Origin of the sequence: Streptomyces sp. NPDC005775 (genome assembly GCF_042871565.1) — a bacterium.
Classification (GTDB): domain Bacteria; phylum Actinomycetota; class Actinomycetes; order Streptomycetales; family Streptomycetaceae; genus Streptomyces.
Genome location: NZ_JBIAIU010000004.1, coordinates 53353 through 69649, shown reverse-complemented (window position 1 = coordinate 69649; position 16297 = coordinate 53353). Strand labels below are relative to the sequence as shown.

The 16297-nt window shown below is 69.1% G+C and carries 13 protein-coding genes and 1 pseudogene; 6 read left to right on the top strand and 8 right to left on the bottom strand.

All coding sequences use genetic code 11. The features are described 5' to 3' along the window. The first annotated feature begins 144 nt into the window (after positions 1 to 144). Positions 145 to 1944 carry a cellulase family glycosylhydrolase gene (locus ACFYPA_RS10865; RefSeq protein WP_389131147.1) on the top strand — a complete coding sequence of 600 codons (1800 nt, stop codon included), beginning with the start codon at positions 145 to 147 and terminating at the stop codon, positions 1942 to 1944. 232 nt (positions 1945 to 2176) lie between these two features. Here the strand turns inward: ACFYPA_RS10865 and ACFYPA_RS10860 are convergent, their stop codons facing one another. The 5 genes from ACFYPA_RS10860 to ACFYPA_RS10840 form a co-directional block, all read right to left on the bottom strand. After that, a complete protein-coding gene (locus tag ACFYPA_RS10860) occupies positions 2177 to 2770 on the bottom strand; it encodes a DUF4291 domain-containing protein (RefSeq protein WP_359087156.1) in 594 nt (197 codons plus the stop codon). Positions 2771 to 3058: 288 nt separating this feature from the next. After that, positions 3059 to 3706 (bottom strand): pentapeptide repeat-containing protein, encoded by a 648-nt coding sequence (locus ACFYPA_RS10855; RefSeq protein WP_359087157.1) that lies wholly within the window; start codon positions 3704 to 3706, stop codon positions 3059 to 3061. 47 nt (positions 3707 to 3753) lie between these two features. Then, entirely contained in the window at positions 3754 to 4248 is a 495-nt protein-coding gene (locus tag ACFYPA_RS10850) for a hypothetical protein (protein ID WP_359087158.1), read from the bottom strand. An 8-nt stretch (positions 4249 to 4256) separates the two neighbouring features. Continuing rightward, positions 4257 to 6596: a hypothetical protein gene (locus ACFYPA_RS10845; protein ID WP_389131145.1), complete on the bottom strand. Its 2340-nt coding sequence runs from the start codon at positions 6594 to 6596 to the stop codon at positions 4257 to 4259. Then, on the bottom strand, positions 6593 to 6976 hold the full coding sequence (locus ACFYPA_RS10840) for a DUF6507 family protein (RefSeq protein ID WP_359355683.1): 384 nt from the start codon (positions 6974 to 6976) through the stop codon (positions 6593 to 6595). The genes ACFYPA_RS10845 and ACFYPA_RS10840 overlap by 4 nt, the downstream gene beginning before the upstream one ends. Positions 6977 to 7361: 385 nt before the next feature. Here ACFYPA_RS10840 and ACFYPA_RS10835 point away from each other — a divergent pair, with 385 nt between their 5' ends. Continuing rightward, a complete protein-coding gene (locus ACFYPA_RS10835) occupies positions 7362 to 8084 on the top strand; it encodes a VC0807 family protein (RefSeq protein WP_359086993.1) in 723 nt (240 codons plus the stop codon). Between the two features lie 78 nt (positions 8085 to 8162). On the opposite strand, the gene mmsA is transcribed toward ACFYPA_RS10835, so the two are convergent. Both mmsA and ACFYPA_RS10825 read right to left on the bottom strand, forming a co-directional pair. Next, complete coding sequence (mmsA, locus tag ACFYPA_RS10830) at positions 8163 to 9662, bottom strand: CoA-acylating methylmalonate-semialdehyde dehydrogenase (RefSeq protein WP_359086995.1); 1500 nt, start codon at positions 9660 to 9662, stop codon at positions 8163 to 8165. 274 nt (positions 9663 to 9936) lie between these two features. Next, positions 9937 to 10277 (bottom strand): annotated as a pseudogene (locus tag ACFYPA_RS10825) (5-deoxy-glucuronate isomerase); the annotation flags it as partial. A 47-nt stretch (positions 10278 to 10324) separates the two neighbouring features. On the opposite strand from ACFYPA_RS10825, the gene ACFYPA_RS10820 reads away from it, so the two are divergent. From ACFYPA_RS10820 to ACFYPA_RS10805, 4 genes are all read left to right on the top strand, one after another. Beyond that, on the top strand, positions 10325 to 10696 hold the full coding sequence (locus ACFYPA_RS10820; protein WP_359086997.1) for a peptidoglycan-binding domain-containing protein: 372 nt from the start codon (positions 10325 to 10327) through the stop codon (positions 10694 to 10696). Between the two features lie 316 nt (positions 10697 to 11012). Next, positions 11013 to 11210, top strand: coding sequence for a MarR family transcriptional regulator (locus tag ACFYPA_RS10815; protein WP_359086998.1), 198 nt, complete (start codon positions 11013 to 11015; stop codon positions 11208 to 11210). 161 nt (positions 11211 to 11371) lie between these two features. Continuing rightward, positions 11372 to 11677, top strand: a complete 306-nt coding sequence (locus tag ACFYPA_RS10810) for a heavy-metal-associated domain-containing protein (protein ID WP_359086999.1) — start codon at positions 11372 to 11374, stop codon at positions 11675 to 11677. Between the two features lie 106 nt (positions 11678 to 11783). Further along, positions 11784 to 14102 (top strand): heavy metal translocating P-type ATPase, encoded by a 2319-nt coding sequence (locus ACFYPA_RS10805; protein WP_389131140.1) that lies wholly within the window; start codon positions 11784 to 11786, stop codon positions 14100 to 14102. A gap of 551 nt (positions 14103 to 14653) precedes the next feature. On the opposite strand, the gene ACFYPA_RS10800 is transcribed toward ACFYPA_RS10805, so the two are convergent. Continuing rightward, positions 14654 to 15952 carry a citrate synthase gene (locus ACFYPA_RS10800; RefSeq protein WP_356324972.1) on the bottom strand — a complete coding sequence of 433 codons (1299 nt, stop codon included), beginning with the start codon at positions 15950 to 15952 and terminating at the stop codon, positions 14654 to 14656. Positions 15953 to 16297: the final 345 nt, after the last annotated feature.

The window sequence follows — 16297 nt, the reverse complement described above, 5'->3', positions numbered from 1 at the left end:
CCGCGGCAGCCCCCCCGCCCGGGGGGGCCCGGGGGGCCCCCCCCCGGGGGCCCGGGGCCCCCCCCCCCCCCCCCGCGCGCCCCCCCCCGCCGGGCGGTCCCCTATGGAGTGATCGGTCATATACGTGCGTTGAGGGAGAGTGCGATGAGCATACGAAGAGCCCTTCGGGCTTTCGGCGTCGTCGGAGTGCTTATGGCGGGTTCGGTGGCCGGATTCGGCGGCCCGGCCTCGGCGGTCGCCTCGCCGGCGACCGGCCAGTCCGCCGCAGACGGCGAGGCATCGGCGGTCGCCGCGGCGCCGGCACTGCACGTGTCGGGCAACCGCCTGGTCACCGGGTCCGATTCCACGTTCCGCCCACTGGGCGTCAACCGGTCCGGCGGGGAGTTCGGCTGTGTCCAGGGCAAGGAGATATTCGACGGGCCGACGGACCAGGCTGCCGTCGACGCGATGAAGGCGTGGAAGATCAACACTGTCCGGATCCCGCTGAACGAGGAGTGCTGGCTGGGCACGGGGAACTTACCTCCGACAGCGCCCAGCGCGGCGGCATACCAGCAGGCGGTCAAGACCTACGCGGACCTCCTGGTGGCCAACGGCATCAACGTGATCCTCGACCTGCACTGGACTTGGGGCGAGTACACCGGCCCCGGCGGAGGCTGCCCGGACGTCGCGGCCATCTGCCAGAAGCCGATGCCGGACGCGCGCTACACCCCCACGTTCTGGTCCGAGGTGGCCACGATGTTCAAGGGGAACGGGGCGGTCATCTTCGACCTGTTCAATGAGCCGTACCCGGACGCGGCCAACAACTGGGCCGACGCCACGGCCGCATGGACCTGTCTGCGTGACGGCGGCACCTGCGCCGGGATCACCTACCCGGTCGCCGGCATGCAGACCCTCGTCGACGCGGTACGCGCCACCGGTGCCACCAACGTGATCATGTCGGGCGGTCTGGAGTGGACGAACAACCTGAGTCGGTGGCTGGAATTCAAGCCGGCCGACCCCACCGGCAATCTGATGGCCTCATGGCACTCCTACAACTTCAACGGCTGCGTGACCACCTCGTGCTGGGACAGCAACATCGGAGCGGTCGCCGCCCAGGTGCCGGTCCAGGCCGGCGAGATCGGTCAGGACACCTGCGCCCACGACTACATCGACCAGGTGATGGCCTGGGCGGACGCCAACAAGGTCGGGTACACGGCCTGGACCTGGAACCCTTGGGGTTGCAGCGGCGGCAATGTGCTCATCGAGGACTGGAACGGCACACCGACCAGCACCTACGGTGACGGGTTCAAGGCGCACCTGCTCAGCCAGACCCCCGGTGATCCCGGCGGTGACACCGCTGCGCCCACCACTCCGGGGACTCCCAGCGCCTCCGAGGTGACGGCCACCTCCGCGACCTTGAGCTGGGCGGCCTCCACGGACAACGTGGGTGTCACCGGCTACGACGTCGTCCGTGTCACCGGCGGCACCGAGACGCAGGTGGCCGGCTCGGCGTCCAACCGGGCCACGGTCACAGGGCTGTCCGCCAACACGGCCTACACCTTCGCCGTTTACGCCAAGGACGCGGCCGGCAACCGCTCCACCCGCTCGGCCACCGTTACCGTTACCACCACCGGCGCCCCGGCGGGCACCTGCTCCGTCGGCTACCGCGTGGTGGGGGACTGGGGAAGCGGCTTCCAGAGCGAGATCACCATCCGCAACACCGGCGCCGCCGCTGTCAGCAACTGGAAGCTCGGCTTCACCTTCACCAACGGCCAGACCGTGAACAACATGTGGGGCGGTACCCCCACCCAGACAGGCGGCTCCGTGAGCGTAATCCCCGCCTCCTACACCGACACCATCACCGCCGGCGGCTCCGTCACTCTCGGTTTCGTCGCCAACAGGGGCGCCACGAACACTGCCCCGACCACCTTCACCCTCAGCGGCAGGACCTGCACCACAGCCTGACCACAGCCGCTCCCCCGCAACCGACACCAGTTGCGCCCCCGCAGTTGCCCCACCGCAACCCCCGCGCATCGGACAGGGAGCACCCGCCGGCCCGGCCACCAACGCCGGGCCGGCGGCCCTGGAGGGTGCCGAGATCGCAGCACGGCCGGGACGGGCACCACCGTGCGCGCAGACGGGCTTCCCGGAATGTGAATCCGCCATGCGTCCGGAGCGGGTCCGCCGCTCCTCTGCTTCAGCAGCCTGGCACGCTCCCGGCAGCCGAATACGGCGTCTCCGCAGGCAGCAGCCGGTCCGCCTCGCCGTCACGCCCCGCCCGGACCAGTTCATGGATCTCCCGGGCGAGCGGGGTGACGTCGCGGATCGCCACCGTCCACTCGTCCGCGTACCGCCGCGCCGCCTCCCCCGCGAGGCCGAGCTGGAGCGAGCGGTACGGAAGCCGGTTCAGGTGCAGGTCGTGTTCGGGGTCCCACTGGACGCGGGCCGGGGCGTGGCGGAGGGTGCGCTGCCAGGTGGCACGGTCGGGGTGCACACCGCGCTCGTAGTGCGAGAGTTCGGCGTTGGCCAGCGCCCAGTCGAAGCCCTCGCGGGTGATCTCGACGGCCAGGACGGTCTCCTGGCCCTCCTTGGCCGCCCAGCCGCAGCGATACATCATCCACAGGAAGCTCGGCTTGATCCACGTCATGCGGTCGCGCTTCCAGGCGGGCGGGAAACGGCCGTCACGGGCGGCGGGGAGGCCGAGAGACGGGGCATACGCCTGGTAGACGGTGACGGTCGTGTCGGTGTGGAGCGCGCGGATCTGGTGCTGCGGTGGGCTCGGGGTGGTCATGGCTCATCCCAGCACCGCCGGGTCACAGCGGTCGAGCGGATTTCGCGAACCGTCCTGCCGTACGCATCGCCACCTGGTCCGCGTTCCGGACGTCACCTATGACAGCCCGAGGTTTTTCGACGATCTGCTCCATACACGTACGCACCCGCTTCTGGACGCGGGCGCCACGGAAATCCGTGCCGAGCAACGCATCGAACCGTGTCCCGACCGACCCCGCCTGCGGGGCGAGTTCATGCACTCGTGATGCGCTCACGAGTGCATGTCCCGGTCGACCGGTCGCGTCTTTTCCTACCGGGGTGTTCGGTACGGCGGAATCACCTGCACCTGTCCGCCCCGCTCACTGATCCATGCCTCGAGATCTCCATCGGCCAGCTCTCGGGACGAGGTGCCGTCGAAGACGGTGATCGGTCCGAAAACGGTACCCGTCAGGCCGTGCACCACCGTGGAGTCGTCAACTTTGATCTCGAACAAGTTCTCGTCAAGGACGGCCTCGGTCAGGTCCGCCCCCCTCATGTCGGTGTCGACCAGCGAAGCACCGAGGAACCGCGTTCCGCGGAAGCTCGCACCCGACGCATCGGCATCGCACAGCGAAGCCCCGACCATGTCGGCACCGTCGAACCGCGCCGACCGGAGCACGGCCTCGTCCAGGTCGGCCTTGACGATGTCCGCTCCGGTCAGATCCGCCCGGGTCAGATTTGCCGACCGCAGGCCGGCCCGGTAGAGGGACGCGCCGGCAAGTCGTACGTCCACGAGGACCGCGTCGGTGAACCACGCGTTCGCGAAGTCCCCGTCCGAGAGGTCGGCGCCCCGGAAGTCGCACCCGATGCCGTTGAGGACGTACTCCTCGGAGTCGAGCCACTCCAGCAACTGCCGCGTGGCTTCGGGGTCAGCCGGGAGCGCGGTCGGCTGCCGGCTTCTACGGGTACCGGGTGACACGCTATTCCCCATCAGGATTTCACACGACGACTTCCAGTGACTTCGAGTCAAGCCGTGATCAGATCCTTGGCGCGGAGGAAGATGTCATCGTCGTTCAATTCAACGGACTCCGCCTCGATATCGGCGACAATTCGACGCAGAACCTTCTTCCACTCGCTGACAAATGCGCGCACAGACGTTACCGAATCACCCCGCTCGGTCAGCAGTGACTCGTAGTTCCCGAGTGTGCTGTGCCAACGCGCCGCGATTCTCAGAGAATCGCCCTCGCGGACCAATCTCCATTCAGCTGAGAATGTGTCGGATCCCCAGAAGACCTCGGACTCCGAGAAACCCGGACGCTGAACTTCCTCGAGAAGGGGCACGAGGTCGTCAACGAGGGCGGCAAGGTCATATCCGTATGGGAGTCGGATCGGCACCAGATTCCAGACGAGGATGGCGTCCTCGGCTTCGGAGGAGTACATCTCGCCGACTGCATCAGCCATGTCGTCGGCGGATCCGCACTTACGAACGGCCGGGCATCCTGCCTGGATCGAGAAACTCATCGACGTTCCTATCGCGTGGTCGGGTAAGCGTGCACCTTACCGTTGGGATACACCTTGACGAACAAGGTATTCGGTACTCGCGTCTTCCCGTTGGGCATGTACTCGATGCAACTATGCCCGTCGGGAAGCTTGAAGAAGCCAGTCTTTCCGGGTCCGAGATCGGCGGCGCGTTCCGTAGCATACTGGACGTCTGCCGGGGTCCCGAACTTCCCTTGCGGTTTGGCTTCCTTACTTGCGCGCGCCGGACCTTCGGTCCAATCGATTCCATGTTTGGCGCCCTTGAGCAGGGGTGCTTCGGGCTTGTATTTCTGACCGTTGACCTCAATTCCACGACCGACCGCGTCGATTTGCTTCTTCCTACTGAGCCCCTCCAGTTCACTCTTGCTCTTCATGTAGTCGGCCAGCTGGGCCTCGGTAACCGGGTGCGGGTTCTCCGGGGTGCCCAGGGGGTGGTTGTTGACCGGGGGCTCGTGCTCGCCCGCACCGCTTTCGGCGCCCTCATCGGCGTCGCTGTCTTGATCCGGCGTGCTGTCGTCGCCGTCGCCGTCTTGATCCGGCGTGCTGTCGTCGCCGTCGCCGTCATGTCCCGGCGTGCTGTCGTCGCCGTCGCCGTCATGTCCCGGCGTGCTGTCGTCGCCGTCGCCGTCATGTCCCGGCGTGTGGTCGTCGCCGTCATGTCCCGGCGTGTGGTCGTCGCCGTCGCCGTGGTGTTCCGACGTACCTTCGCCGCCGTGTCCCGGCGTATCGCCGCCCCCATTCCGGGGCGGCAGATCGTTGTGCCGGCCGTCGGCTGTGTCGGGTGCGCCGGAACCGTGGCCGGGGCCTGAGCCCTGGATTCCGGTGTGACCACCCGTTGCGTGCCCGGCGCTGTCGTGCGGACGGCCACCCGTCCCGTTTGAGCCGTCGCCCGGGTGCGCCGGCCCCGTCGGCTGATTCACCGAGTTCTCCACACGCCCCGGCCCGCCCGCACCCTCGAGGACCTTCTCCCGCTCCGGGACCGTCTCGTGCGTGCTCGACAGGTCGTTCTTGTGCGGCTCCGGGACCGCTTGGGTGTCGGGTACGGCGTTGCCGTGCTCGTCCCGGATGACCGCGTCGTCGCCGACGACGCGGGTGTTGCCCGCGTGGTCGACGTACGCCAGGCCGGGAGGCGTGGCCACCTCGCCCGGATGCGGTGAGGTCCCGGTCCCGGCGGGCATGGTGCGGGCCATGTCCTCCACGCCTGCCCGGCTGGTCTTCAGGCTTTCCATGAGGTCGCCGACCTTGATCTTGGTGACGCCGGCCGCCTTGCCGAGGTAGGTCATCGGGTCGACGAGCGCGCCCGCCTTGCCCACCGCGGTCACCGCCTCGGCGCCCACGCCGAGCTTTCCGGCCTTGCCGAGCTTGAGCAGCGAACCCGAGCCGATGGTTACGGCGTTGAACAGGACCGTGCCGAAGGCGCGTGAGGGGTCCTTGCCCCACTCGTCCCACGCGACCAGCGACTTGCCGAAGTTGCGCAGGGCCGCCTTCTGCTTGTCGGTGTCGCTGTGGTCGACCGGGCCGAACATCTTGTCCATCGCCCAGTCGTACGGCGTCATGATGTACGCGCTGATGCCGCCGAAGACGTCGCCGATGCCCGACCAGGTCTGCTTGAAGTTGTCCCAGTCGAAGACGTTGACCATGCTGCCGAGGCCCTTGATCGTGCCCCAGACACCGTCGACGAAGAACCCCTTCAGCGCACCGCCGACATTGTCCTTCGTCCACTCCCACGCGGCCCGCAGCCCCGTGTACTCACGCTCGTCGACCGTCCCCCAGGGCGTCTCCCCGGCGTCCTTGACGTCGCTCTCCTTGAAGCCGTACATCCCGGCCTTGTGCGAGCCGTCGTCGACGACGAAGTGCGTACCGCCCACCAGAGCCGTGATCTTGTTCGCCGCGTCGCGCTCGACGCCCTGGAACGCCACCCACGTCGTGCCCACCTCGTGGACCAGGCGCTCGTTCTCGTCGATCTTGTCCTGGTCCTGCTGCCAGTCGTCGTCGTCCTTGTTGTCCGCGACGAACTTCGCCGCGTCCGCGCGGAGTTGATTCATCCTGTTCACCAGCGGACGGGCGGTCGTCGCGAAACTCGCCAGCGCGCCGCTGACGGACTCCAGCTTCGTCGCGAACGCGTCCGCCTTGTCCCGCACAGGAATCGTCGAGTTGAGCAACTCCTCCTGCTCCGGCGCGTCATAGACCGGGTCCAGCGCCTGGAACGCTTCGTGCACGTCCTTGCCCGTACCGCGGATACTGGATGCGGTCGTCTTCAGTGAAGCCGCATGCGTCTCCAGCGTCTCCAGGTCGCCCGTGAAGGTCGGTATCTTCCCCAGATCGATCACTTCTTGGGGCCCTTCATCTCCTCCGGCGTCGGAGCCTTGGAGTACTGCTCCTGCTTGTTCTTCGCCATCTCCAGGTCACCCTTGAGGTATTCCTCGGTGGCCAGGCGTGCCCCGGTCATGGACTTGCCCGTCCGGACCGGGAGGAACTTCACGTCGTTGTTCGTGTGGAGCTGGAACTCCTGCAGCGCCTGCGCCACCGGCCCGAACGCGCCCCCCTTGGGGATCTCGGTACCGCCCAGAACCATGGTGCCCGCCGACGTCGCCGACCCCACCAGCCCGTCGCCGTACGACGTGAACTCCGCCTCGAACTCACCGGCGGCCTCAGCCGTCTTGCTCAGGACCCCCCGAACACCATCCGGCTTGATGTCCCACTTGGACACAACGCCCCCCGTTCCACCGTTCTGCAAAAACGATTCTTGTACGCCACGGCGCACCCTCGCCATCCTGCACCGGCAGGACACGTCGATCAAACCCTTGTTGCCGTCCGCGAAGTGAGAGAGGCCTCACCCGCGTACCCGGTGCGCCGTGGAGCGCGTCGGTCGCACCGGTGCGGTCCGTCCGGAACAGGGGACGGGCCTTTTTCGTCGGGTGGTTGACGCCTGGAGCGCCGTGCGCGCGGGGCGGGGCGCGTCACCCGCGGACACTGACATGTGTCATACGAAGGTCAGTACACCCGGCTCTGCCGGGGACAGGGGTCCGGCGGCCAGTCTGTACGTATCGAGAGCGGGAGCCGCGAGGGCGCCGCCGATACGGGAGGAACCCGTCATGAGCAGCCCGGTCGCCACCGTCACCGCACCTGTCGCCGGCGCTCCCCTCGGCGCCGTTCCGTTCTCCCCGCGCAAGGCGCTGCTGGACAGCCTGATGCCGCTGCTCGTGGATGTGGCGGTGCCGCTCGCCTCGTACTACCTGCTGAAGGCGGCCGGGATGGGCACGTTCGGCGCGCTGGCCTGGAGCAGTGTGGTGCCGGGCGTGCGGACGGTGTGGGGTGTGGTGCGCGACCGGCGGCTCAACGGGCTGGCGGCTCTGATGGTCACGGTCAACGTGGTGGGGCTGCTGCTGAGTCTGGTGGCCGGTGACCCGCGGCTGATGCTCCTCAAGGACAGCGGGGTGAGCAGCACGATCGGTCTGGTGATCCTGGTGACCGCGCTGCGCGGCCGGCCGATGATGACGGCCGGGCTGCGCCCGTGGCTGACGCGGGGCGAGGCGGCCAAGTCCGCCGCCTGGCAGCGGCTTTCGACGGAGTCGGAGGCGTTCCGGCGGGCTGAGACGCGGTTCTCGGCGGTGTGGGGCACGGCACTGCTGGGTGAGTGCGCGGTGCGGGCCGTGGGGGCGTACACCGTGCCGGTCGAGACGATGGTGTGGGCCGGCACGGTGGTCCTGGTGGCGGCGATGGTGCTGGCGTTCGTCGTCTCGGGGCGGGTCGCGGTCGTTCCGATGGAGCGGATGATCGAGGAGGCGGCCGGCGCCGAGCGCGAAACGGCTCGCTGACCTCGTCAGGAACCGCTGCAGGGCCACCCCGGGGGAGTGGCCCTGCAGTGCTGTCCGGTCCGGCGTGAGGTGACGGGGTCAGTGGTTGCTGGGGAAGCCCAGGTCGACGCCGGCGGGGGCGTCGGACGGGTCCGGCCAGCGGGTGGTGGTGACCTTGCCGCGGGTGTAGAAGTGCACGCCGTCGTTGCCGTAGATGTGGTGGTCGCCGAAGAGCGAGTCCTTCCAGCCGCCGAAGGAGTGGTAGCCCACCGGCACCGGGATCGGGACGTTGATGCCGACCATGCCGGCCTCGATCTCCAGCTGGAAGCGGCGGGCCGCGCCGCCGTCGCGGGTGAAGATCGCGGTGCCGTTGCCGTACGGCGAGGCGTTCATCAGCGCCACGCCCTCCTCGTACGTGTCGACGCGCAGCACGCACAGGACCGGGCCGAAGATCTCGTCCTTGTACGCGTCCGAGTCGGTGGAGACGTTGTCGAGGAGGGAGAGGCCGATCCAGTGGCCGTCCTCGAAGCCCTCGACCGTGTGCCCGGTGCCGTCGAGTACGACGTCGGCGCCCTGGGCGGCCGCGCCGGTGACGTACGAGGCGACCTTGTCGCGGTGGGCTGCGGTGATCAGCGGGCCCATCTCGGACGTCGGGTCTGTGCCGGGACCGATCTTGATCTTCTCGGCGCGGTCCTTGATCCGGGCGACCAGGTCGTCGGCGACGGCGCCGACCGCGACGACGGCGGAGATCGCCATGCAGCGCTCGCCGGCGGAGCCGTACGCGGCGGAGACGGCGGCGTCGGCGGCGGCGTCGAGGTCCGCGTCGGGCAGGACCAGCATGTGGTTCTTGGCTCCGCCGAGCGCCTGGACGCGCTTGCCGTTGGCGGACGCGGTGGCGTGGATGTAGCGGGCGATCGGGGTCGAGCCGACGAAGGAGACGACGGCGACGTCCGGGTGGTTGAGCAGGCCGTCGACGGCGACCTTGTCACCGTGCAGGACGTTCAGGACGCCGTCCGGCAGACCGGCCTCGGAGGCCAGCTCGGCGAGGAGGTTGGCGGCCGACGGGTCCTTCTCGCTCGGCTTGAGGACGAAGGTGTTGCCGCAGGCGATGGCCAGCGGGAACATCCACATCGGCACCATGGCCGGGAAGTTGAACGGCGTGATGCCGGCGACGACACCGATCGACTGGCGGATCGAGGAGACGTCGACCCGGGTGGAGACCTGGGTGGACAGCTCGCCCTTGAGCTGGGTGGTGATGCCGCACGCCAGCTCGACGATCTCCAGGCCGCGTGCGACCTCACCGAGCGCGTCCGAGTGCACCTTGCCGTGCTCGGCGGTGATCAGGGCGGCGATCTCGTCGCGGTGGGCGTCCAGCAGCGCGCGGTAGCGGAAGAGGACCGCGGTGCGGGCGGACAGCGACGAGGTGCCCCACGTCGCGTACGCGTCCTTCGCGGCGGCCACCGCGGCGTCGACCTCGTCCGGGGAGGCGAGCGCGACCTGGGTGGTCACGGCTCCGGTGGCCGGGTCGGTGACCGGGCCGTAGTTGCCCGACGCGCCCTCGACGGTCTTGCCACCGATCCAGTGGTTGACGGTCTTCATTCTGTGTCTCCTTCAGAGGTGGCGGCGTCGGGCGGAGGTGTCGCTCGTGTTCTCCCGTGCTGTGACCGCCGACGGGCGAGTGGCGTTTTCGGCTACGTCAACATCCCACCACGACCTCGCCTGAGAGGGGCCCGACACTGTGTCTGCCGTTTCGGTACCCGCGTAGACACAAGGGGGGCGGCCCGCGACGTCGCGGAGGCCGGCCGCTCCACAGCGCGAGACGGCGCGGCTCGACGGGTACCTCCGGCGCGGGGCCGTAGCGAGCGGGGAGTCATCGCTCGCACTTCGCTCCTGCCAGGGCGAAGCGGCCGCCTGCGCCGGAGGCGATCTGTGCATGGGCGTCACGCGGTACGTACGCGAAGTCGGATACCCCCCGCTGAACACGCTTTTCCGGCCCAGCAGTTCAAAGATCTCATCTGAGATGTGCACCGTACAGCCACCGGTCAACGGCAGTACGATCCGCTCGCTCTCCCCGGTGACAAGTGCGTGAACTCCTCCGGCCCCAGCGCCCCGGCGGCCGCCCCGGGCTCCGGCGCCGCGCCCCGGCTGCCGGCCCGGGAGTGACGTGACGGCGGTACGCGGTGTTGTCCCGCCGAGAGGGCGGGGCTCCGCCACCCCCGGCACCCGGCCACCGCCACCGCACCGTTCGAGGAGTACCCACCGTGATCCGTACGACTCCGACCTTCCGCCGCGCGGCCCAGGGTTCGGCCCTGGCCTCGCTCGTCCTGGCCGCCGCCCTCGCCGTGGCCCCCGGCGCCGCGGCCGAGGAGGACAACGCGACCCCGCCCGGCTCCAGCCCCGTCTGCGCGTTCTACGACGGGGACGGGATGACCGCCTTCGGCGAACAGGGTGAACGCGTCTCCCAGGTGCAGTGCATGCTCGCCAACCGGCACTACCTGCCGTGGGAGGCACTCGACGGCGTGTTCGACACCCGGACCCTCGCCGCTGTCCAGCGCTTCCAGGCCGACCACCCGCCGCTCGTCCCGGACGGCCTCGTCGGCCCGCGCACCTGGTCGGCGCTCTGGCACGCCTGACGACCGGGGTGCGCCCGGGGCCCGGTCGGGCGCTCGGGCGCACCCGCCGCCACACGGGGAACCGCCGGGCATTGCGGCCCGCCGGACACGCACCACCACCCCGGCCCCGTGCGTTCCTTCTGTCTCAGTGATGACCTTCCCGTCACACTTGTCTCCATTACGCGGGTTTTCCGTCACAGGCACTCGACAGCCCCACCCCACCTCCCGCCGCCCTCGTTCACCGGTCAGAGGCTGAGCGATCGGCAGCGTCCGTGCCGCGGCTCCCCCGACGGCCCCCCAGGCCGCCGCTGCGGCGCGGCGCAGAGAGGTGGCACGCATGACGGACAGAAGTCTCTGGTCCTACAAGGACATCGCCGCACACATCCGGGTGCAGCCGGACACCGTCCGCACCTACCGCAAGCACGGTCTCCTTCCGGCTCCGGACCACGTGGAGAGCGGAAAGCCCTACTGGTACGCGGACACCGTCCGCGCCTGGGTCGCCGCCCGCCCGGGCAACCGGGGCCGCCGGGAGTGACCCCGCCTTCTCACCCGGCCGGCCCGCCGCGCCCGGTGACTGCTCGCATTCATACCCCCTAGGGGTATAGAGTGAAGAGAGTGGAAGCGCACCGGCCTTCTCGGAGTCCCCCTGGGCCCCTGCCGCCACACCCATTTGTGCTCGTCGAAGAGGAGAACACGATGACCGCCGAGACCCAGCTCCCCCAGGCGACCGGCTCCTGCTGCTCGCCCAGCGGCCCCTGTCACGACGGCGCGGACGCCGCGGCGCAGGGCGGCGTGACCACCGTCTACCAGGTGACCGGCATGACGTGCGGACACTGCGAGGGCGCGGTCTCCGAGGAGATCTCCGGTATCGAGGGTGTCACCTCGGTGAAGGCCGTGGCGTCCACCGGGCAGGTGACGGTCGTCTCCCGGACCCCGCTGGCCGAGGAGGCCGTGCGCGCCGCCGTCGACGAGGCGGGTTACGAGCTCACCGGCCGGGCCTGACCGCGTCGGGATCCACCGCGACCGCACCACCCCCTTTGCCGCCGGGCCGGGCCGACCAGCAGATACTGGTGGGGCACGGCCCGGTCGGCGTTCCAGGAGTTCGGACATGCACAGCGCAACAGAGGTCGAGGCCCCGGCAGCGGAGAGCTCGGAGGCCGAGTTCACGATCGGCGGGATGACCTGCGCGTCCTGCGCGGCTCGCGTCGAGAAGAAGCTGAACCGGATGGACGGGGTCACCGCCACCGTCAACTACGCGACCGAGAAGGCCCGGGTCGCCTTCGGGCCCGGAACCGGCCTCGCGGATCTGATCGCCACGGTCGAGAGGACCGGGTACACGGCGCAGCCGGTGCACCGCCCGGCACCGACGCCCCCCGCCCCGGCACCGGCCGCGGAGACCGATGACAGCACCGGTACCGACACCGACACCACGACCACCAGCGACACCGGCGGTGACACCGCTCTCGCCGCGCTGCGGCAACGGCTCATCGTCTCGGCCGTCCTCGCCGCACCCGTCGTCGCGCTCGCGATGATCCCCGCCCTCCAGTTCGACAACTGGCAGTGGCTGTCCCTCACGCTCGCCGCCCCGGTCGTCGTCTGGGGCGGACTGCCCTTCCACCGCGCCACCTGGACCAACCTCCGGCACGGCGCAGCCACCATGGACACCCTCGTCTCGGTCGGGACGCTCGCCGCCTTCGGCTGGTCGCTCTGGGCCCTGTTCCTCGGCGACGCCGGGATGCCCGGGATGCGGCACGGCTTCGACTTCACGGTCTCCCGCGCCGAGGGCGCCTCCACCATCTATCTGGAGGTCGCGGCCGGGGTCGTCACCTTCATCCTGCTGGGCCGCTACCTGGAGGCCAAGTCCAAGCGGAAGGCCGGCTCCGCCCTCCGGGCACTGATGCATCTGGGTGCCAAGGACGTCGCGGTCCTCCGGGGCGGTACGGAGGTGCGCGTACCGGTGGGCCGGCTCGCCGTCGGCGACCGCTTCGTCGTCCGCCCCGGCGAGAAAGTCGCCACCGACGGCACCGTCGTCGAGGGCGCGTCGGCGGTGGACGCGTCGATGCTCACCGGTGAGTCCGTCCCCGTCGACGTGCGGGCCGGGGACTCCGTCACCGGCGCCACCGTGAACGTCTCCGGCCGGCTCGTCGTCGAAGCGACGCGGGTCGGCGCCGACACCCAGCTGGCCCGGATGGCGAAGCTCGTCGAGGACGCCCAAAACGGCAAGGCCGAGGTGCAGCGGCTCGCGGACCGGATCTCCGCGGTGTTCGTCCCCGTGGTGCTGGTGATCGCCCTGGGCACCCTGGTCGCCTGGCTGCTGGTGACGGACGACGTGACGGCCGCGTTCACGGCCGCCGTGGCCGTACTGATCATCGCCTGCCCCTGCGCCCTGGGCCTCGCCACCCCGACCGCCCTCATGGTCGGCACCGGACGCGGCGCCCAACTCGGCATCCTCATCAAGGGCCCCGAAGTCCTGGAGACCACCCGCCGCGTCGACACGATCGTCCTCGACAAGACCGGCACCGTCACCACCGGAAAGATGACCCTCCAGAGCGTCCACACCGCCGACGGCGTCGCCGAGACCGACGTCCTGCGCCTGGCCGGAGCCCTCGAACACGCCTCCGAACACCCCATCGCCCAGGCCGTCGCCACCGGAGCCACCGACCGCACCGGCGCTTCCCTCCCCACCCCCGAGGACTTCACCAACGTCCCCGGCCTCGGCGTCCAGGGCATCGTCGAGGGCCACGCCGTGCTCGTCGGACGCCCCCGGCTGCTCACCGACGCCGGAATCGACATTCCCGGCCCGCTGACCGACGCGATGTCGCAGGCGGCCGCCCGGGGCCGTACCGCGATCGCCGTCGCCTGGGACGGCGAGGCACGCGGTGCCCTCGAAGTCGCCGACGCGGTCAAGGAGACCAGCGCGGCGGCCGTGGCCGATCTCCGCGCGCTCGGCCTGACGCCGATCCTGCTGACCGGCGACAACCGGGCGGTGGCGGAATCCGTGGCCCGCGCGGTCGGGATCGACGAGGTCCGCGCCGAGGTGCTGCCCGAGGAGAAGGCGCACGTCATCGAGCGGTTGCAGGCCGAGGGGCGGGCGGTCGCCATGGTCGGTGACGGGGTCAACGACGCGGCGGCGCTGGCCACCGCGGACCTCGGCCTGGCGATGGGAACGGGCACGGACGCCGCGATCGAGGCGAGCGATCTGACGCTCGTTCGTGGAGATCTCAAGGTGGCAGCCGATGCCATCCGGCTCTCCCGGCGCACCCTGGCCACCATCAGGGGCAACCTTTTCTGGGCATTCGGCTACAACGTTGCTGCTCTACCCCTTGCGGCATTTGGCCTGCTCAACCCTATGATTGCGGGAGCGGCGATGGCCTTCTCCTCGGTCTTCGTCGTGACGAACAGCCTGCGCCTGCGGTCCTTCACGTAATTTCCACAAGGAGACTTAGATCACACCGTTTGGGGGGTAACCATTCGGCGGGTTCGCGAGTCTTAGAGTGCGATGCCAAAGGATGTCTTGGGGGACGTCCGACGGAGGGTCTTGGGGGACACTCCGGGCAAGCGTGGGCCGGGGCACGTGCACCGGGGAGCTTTGAGCGGCCCTCCCGTCCGTACGTACCCCGGCAGACCGCAGGCGGCACGCGCAGGCGGTACGAGGAAAAGCGCGGCACCAGCAGGACCCAGCAGTACCGAGGAACCCAGGAGCTTCGGCTCCCACTGAACGCCCGGCCGGATCCCGTGGGGGGAATCCGCTCCGGGATATGGGAAGCGCCTCGTTGTCGGCCCGTGGGGGGATCGACGACGGGGCGCTTCTCGCTTTCCTGCGGGAGCGCTCCCGCAGCCGCCGACGATGCCGGTGTCGGTTCCCGGGCAAGCAAATCGCCCCGGACACCGCGCTCTGTGCGAAAGCGCGGCAGTCGGGGCGAAGGCAACCGGCCGACAGGCCGGGTGATGCGGGGGTGACGCGGGTCGGTCCTCGGGTCAGCGACCTTCGACCGGGACGAAGTCGCGCAGGACCTCGCCGGTGTAGATCTGGCGCGGGCGGCCGATGCGGGAACCCGGCTCCTTGATCATCTCGTGCCACTGGGCGATCCAGCCCGGAAGCCGGCCGATCGCGAAGAGCACGGTGAACATCTCGCTCGGGAAGCCCATGGCCCGGTAGATCAGACCGGTGTAGAAGTCCACGTTGGGGTAGAGGTTGCGCGAGACGAAGTACTCGTCGGAGAGCGCGTGCTCCTCCAGCTTGAGCGCGATGTCGAGCAGCTCGTCGGACTTGCCGAGCGAGGACAGCACGTCGTGGGCCGCGGCCTTGATGATCTTGGCGCGCGGGTCGAAGGACTTGTACACCCGGTGGCCGAAGCCCATCAGGCGGACGCCGTCCTCCTTGTTCTTCACCTTCTGGATGAAGCTGTCGACGTCGCCACCGTTGGCCTGGATGCCCTCGAGCATCTCCAGCACCGACTGGTTGGCGCCACCGTGCAGGGGGCCCCACAGCGCCGAGATACCGGCGGAGATGGAGGCGAACATGTTCGCCTGCGAGGAACCGACCAGACGCACGGTGGAGGTCGAGCAGTTCTGCTCGTGGTCCGCGTGCAGGATGAGCAGCTTCTCCAGCGCCGAGACGACGACCGGGTCCGGCACGTACTCCTGGGCGGGGACCGAGAAGGTCATGCGCAGGAAGTTCTCGACGTAGCCGAGGTCGTTGCGCGGGTAGACGAACGGGTGACCGATCGACTTCTTGTACGCGTACGCCGCGATGGTCGGCAGCTTGGCCAGCAGCCGGATCGTCGAGAGGTGACGCTGCTCCTCGTCGAACGGGTTGTGGCTGTCCTGGTAGAACGTGGACAGCGCGCTGACGACCGAGGACAGCATGGCCATCGGGTGGGCGTCGCGCGGGAAGCCGTCGAAGAACCGCTTGACGTCCTCGTGCAGCAGCGTGTGCTGGGTGATCTCGTTCTTGAAGGCCGACAGCTCGTCGACCTTCGGAAGCTCACCGTTGATGAGCGTGTACGCGACCTCAAGGAACGTCGACTGCTCGGCGAGCTGCTCGATGGGGTAGCCGCGGTACCGCAGGATGCCCTGCTCGCCATCGAGGTAGGTGATGGCCGATTTATAAGCAGCGGTGTTGCCGTATCCGCTGTCCAGCGTCACCAGGCCGGTGTTCGCCCGGAGCTTCCCGATGTCGAAGCCCTTGTCGCCGACGGTGCTGTCGATCACCGGGTAGGTGTACTCGTCATCGCCGTACCGCAGTACTACAGCGTTGTTGGTGTGCTCGCTCACGTCATCCCTCACCGACGTAGTGCCTCTTCTTCGAGGTTCCCTGACTGTCTCCACCCTCCCCCATTTGGCTCAGGAGAGTGCACTCGGGGTCGTCCATTGGACCTACTCGCGGCACTGAGTGCCGCGAACTTATTCATCCTGCCCCCTTGACTGCGGTTGCGGAAGACCTCCGTGATGTTTCCCACCGATTTGATCGATCATTTTTTGGAGGGTCCGGCAAGCGGGGGACGGATGAAGGAGCGGGGCTGGGTGCGTGCGGCTGCAAGGCGGAGGACTGAGGCATGGCGGAGCCATGGTGATTGACGACAACGCGGCAGATGTGCGTGCCCAGCCCCGCGACGCCGT

Coding starts and splice junctions, on each gene's coding strand:
- ACFYPA_RS10865 (WP_389131147.1), top strand. CDS start 145: ATGAGCATACGAAGAGCCCTTCGGGCTTTCGGCGTCGTCGGAGTGCTT.
- ACFYPA_RS10860 (WP_359087156.1), bottom strand. CDS start 2,770: ATGACCACCCCGAGCCCACCGCAGCACCAGATCCGCGCGCTCCACACC.
- ACFYPA_RS10850 (WP_359087158.1), bottom strand. CDS start 4,248: ATGAGTTTCTCGATCCAGGCAGGATGCCCGGCCGTTCGTAAGTGCGGA.
- ACFYPA_RS10835 (WP_359086993.1), top strand. CDS start 7,362: ATGAGCAGCCCGGTCGCCACCGTCACCGCACCTGTCGCCGGCGCTCCC.
- mmsA (WP_359086995.1), bottom strand. CDS start 9,662: ATGAAGACCGTCAACCACTGGATCGGTGGCAAGACCGTCGAGGGCGCG.
- ACFYPA_RS10815 (WP_359086998.1), top strand. CDS start 11,013: ATGACGGACAGAAGTCTCTGGTCCTACAAGGACATCGCCGCACACATC.
- ACFYPA_RS10810 (WP_359086999.1), top strand. CDS start 11,372: ATGACCGCCGAGACCCAGCTCCCCCAGGCGACCGGCTCCTGCTGCTCG.
- ACFYPA_RS10805 (WP_389131140.1), top strand. CDS start 11,784: ATGCACAGCGCAACAGAGGTCGAGGCCCCGGCAGCGGAGAGCTCGGAG.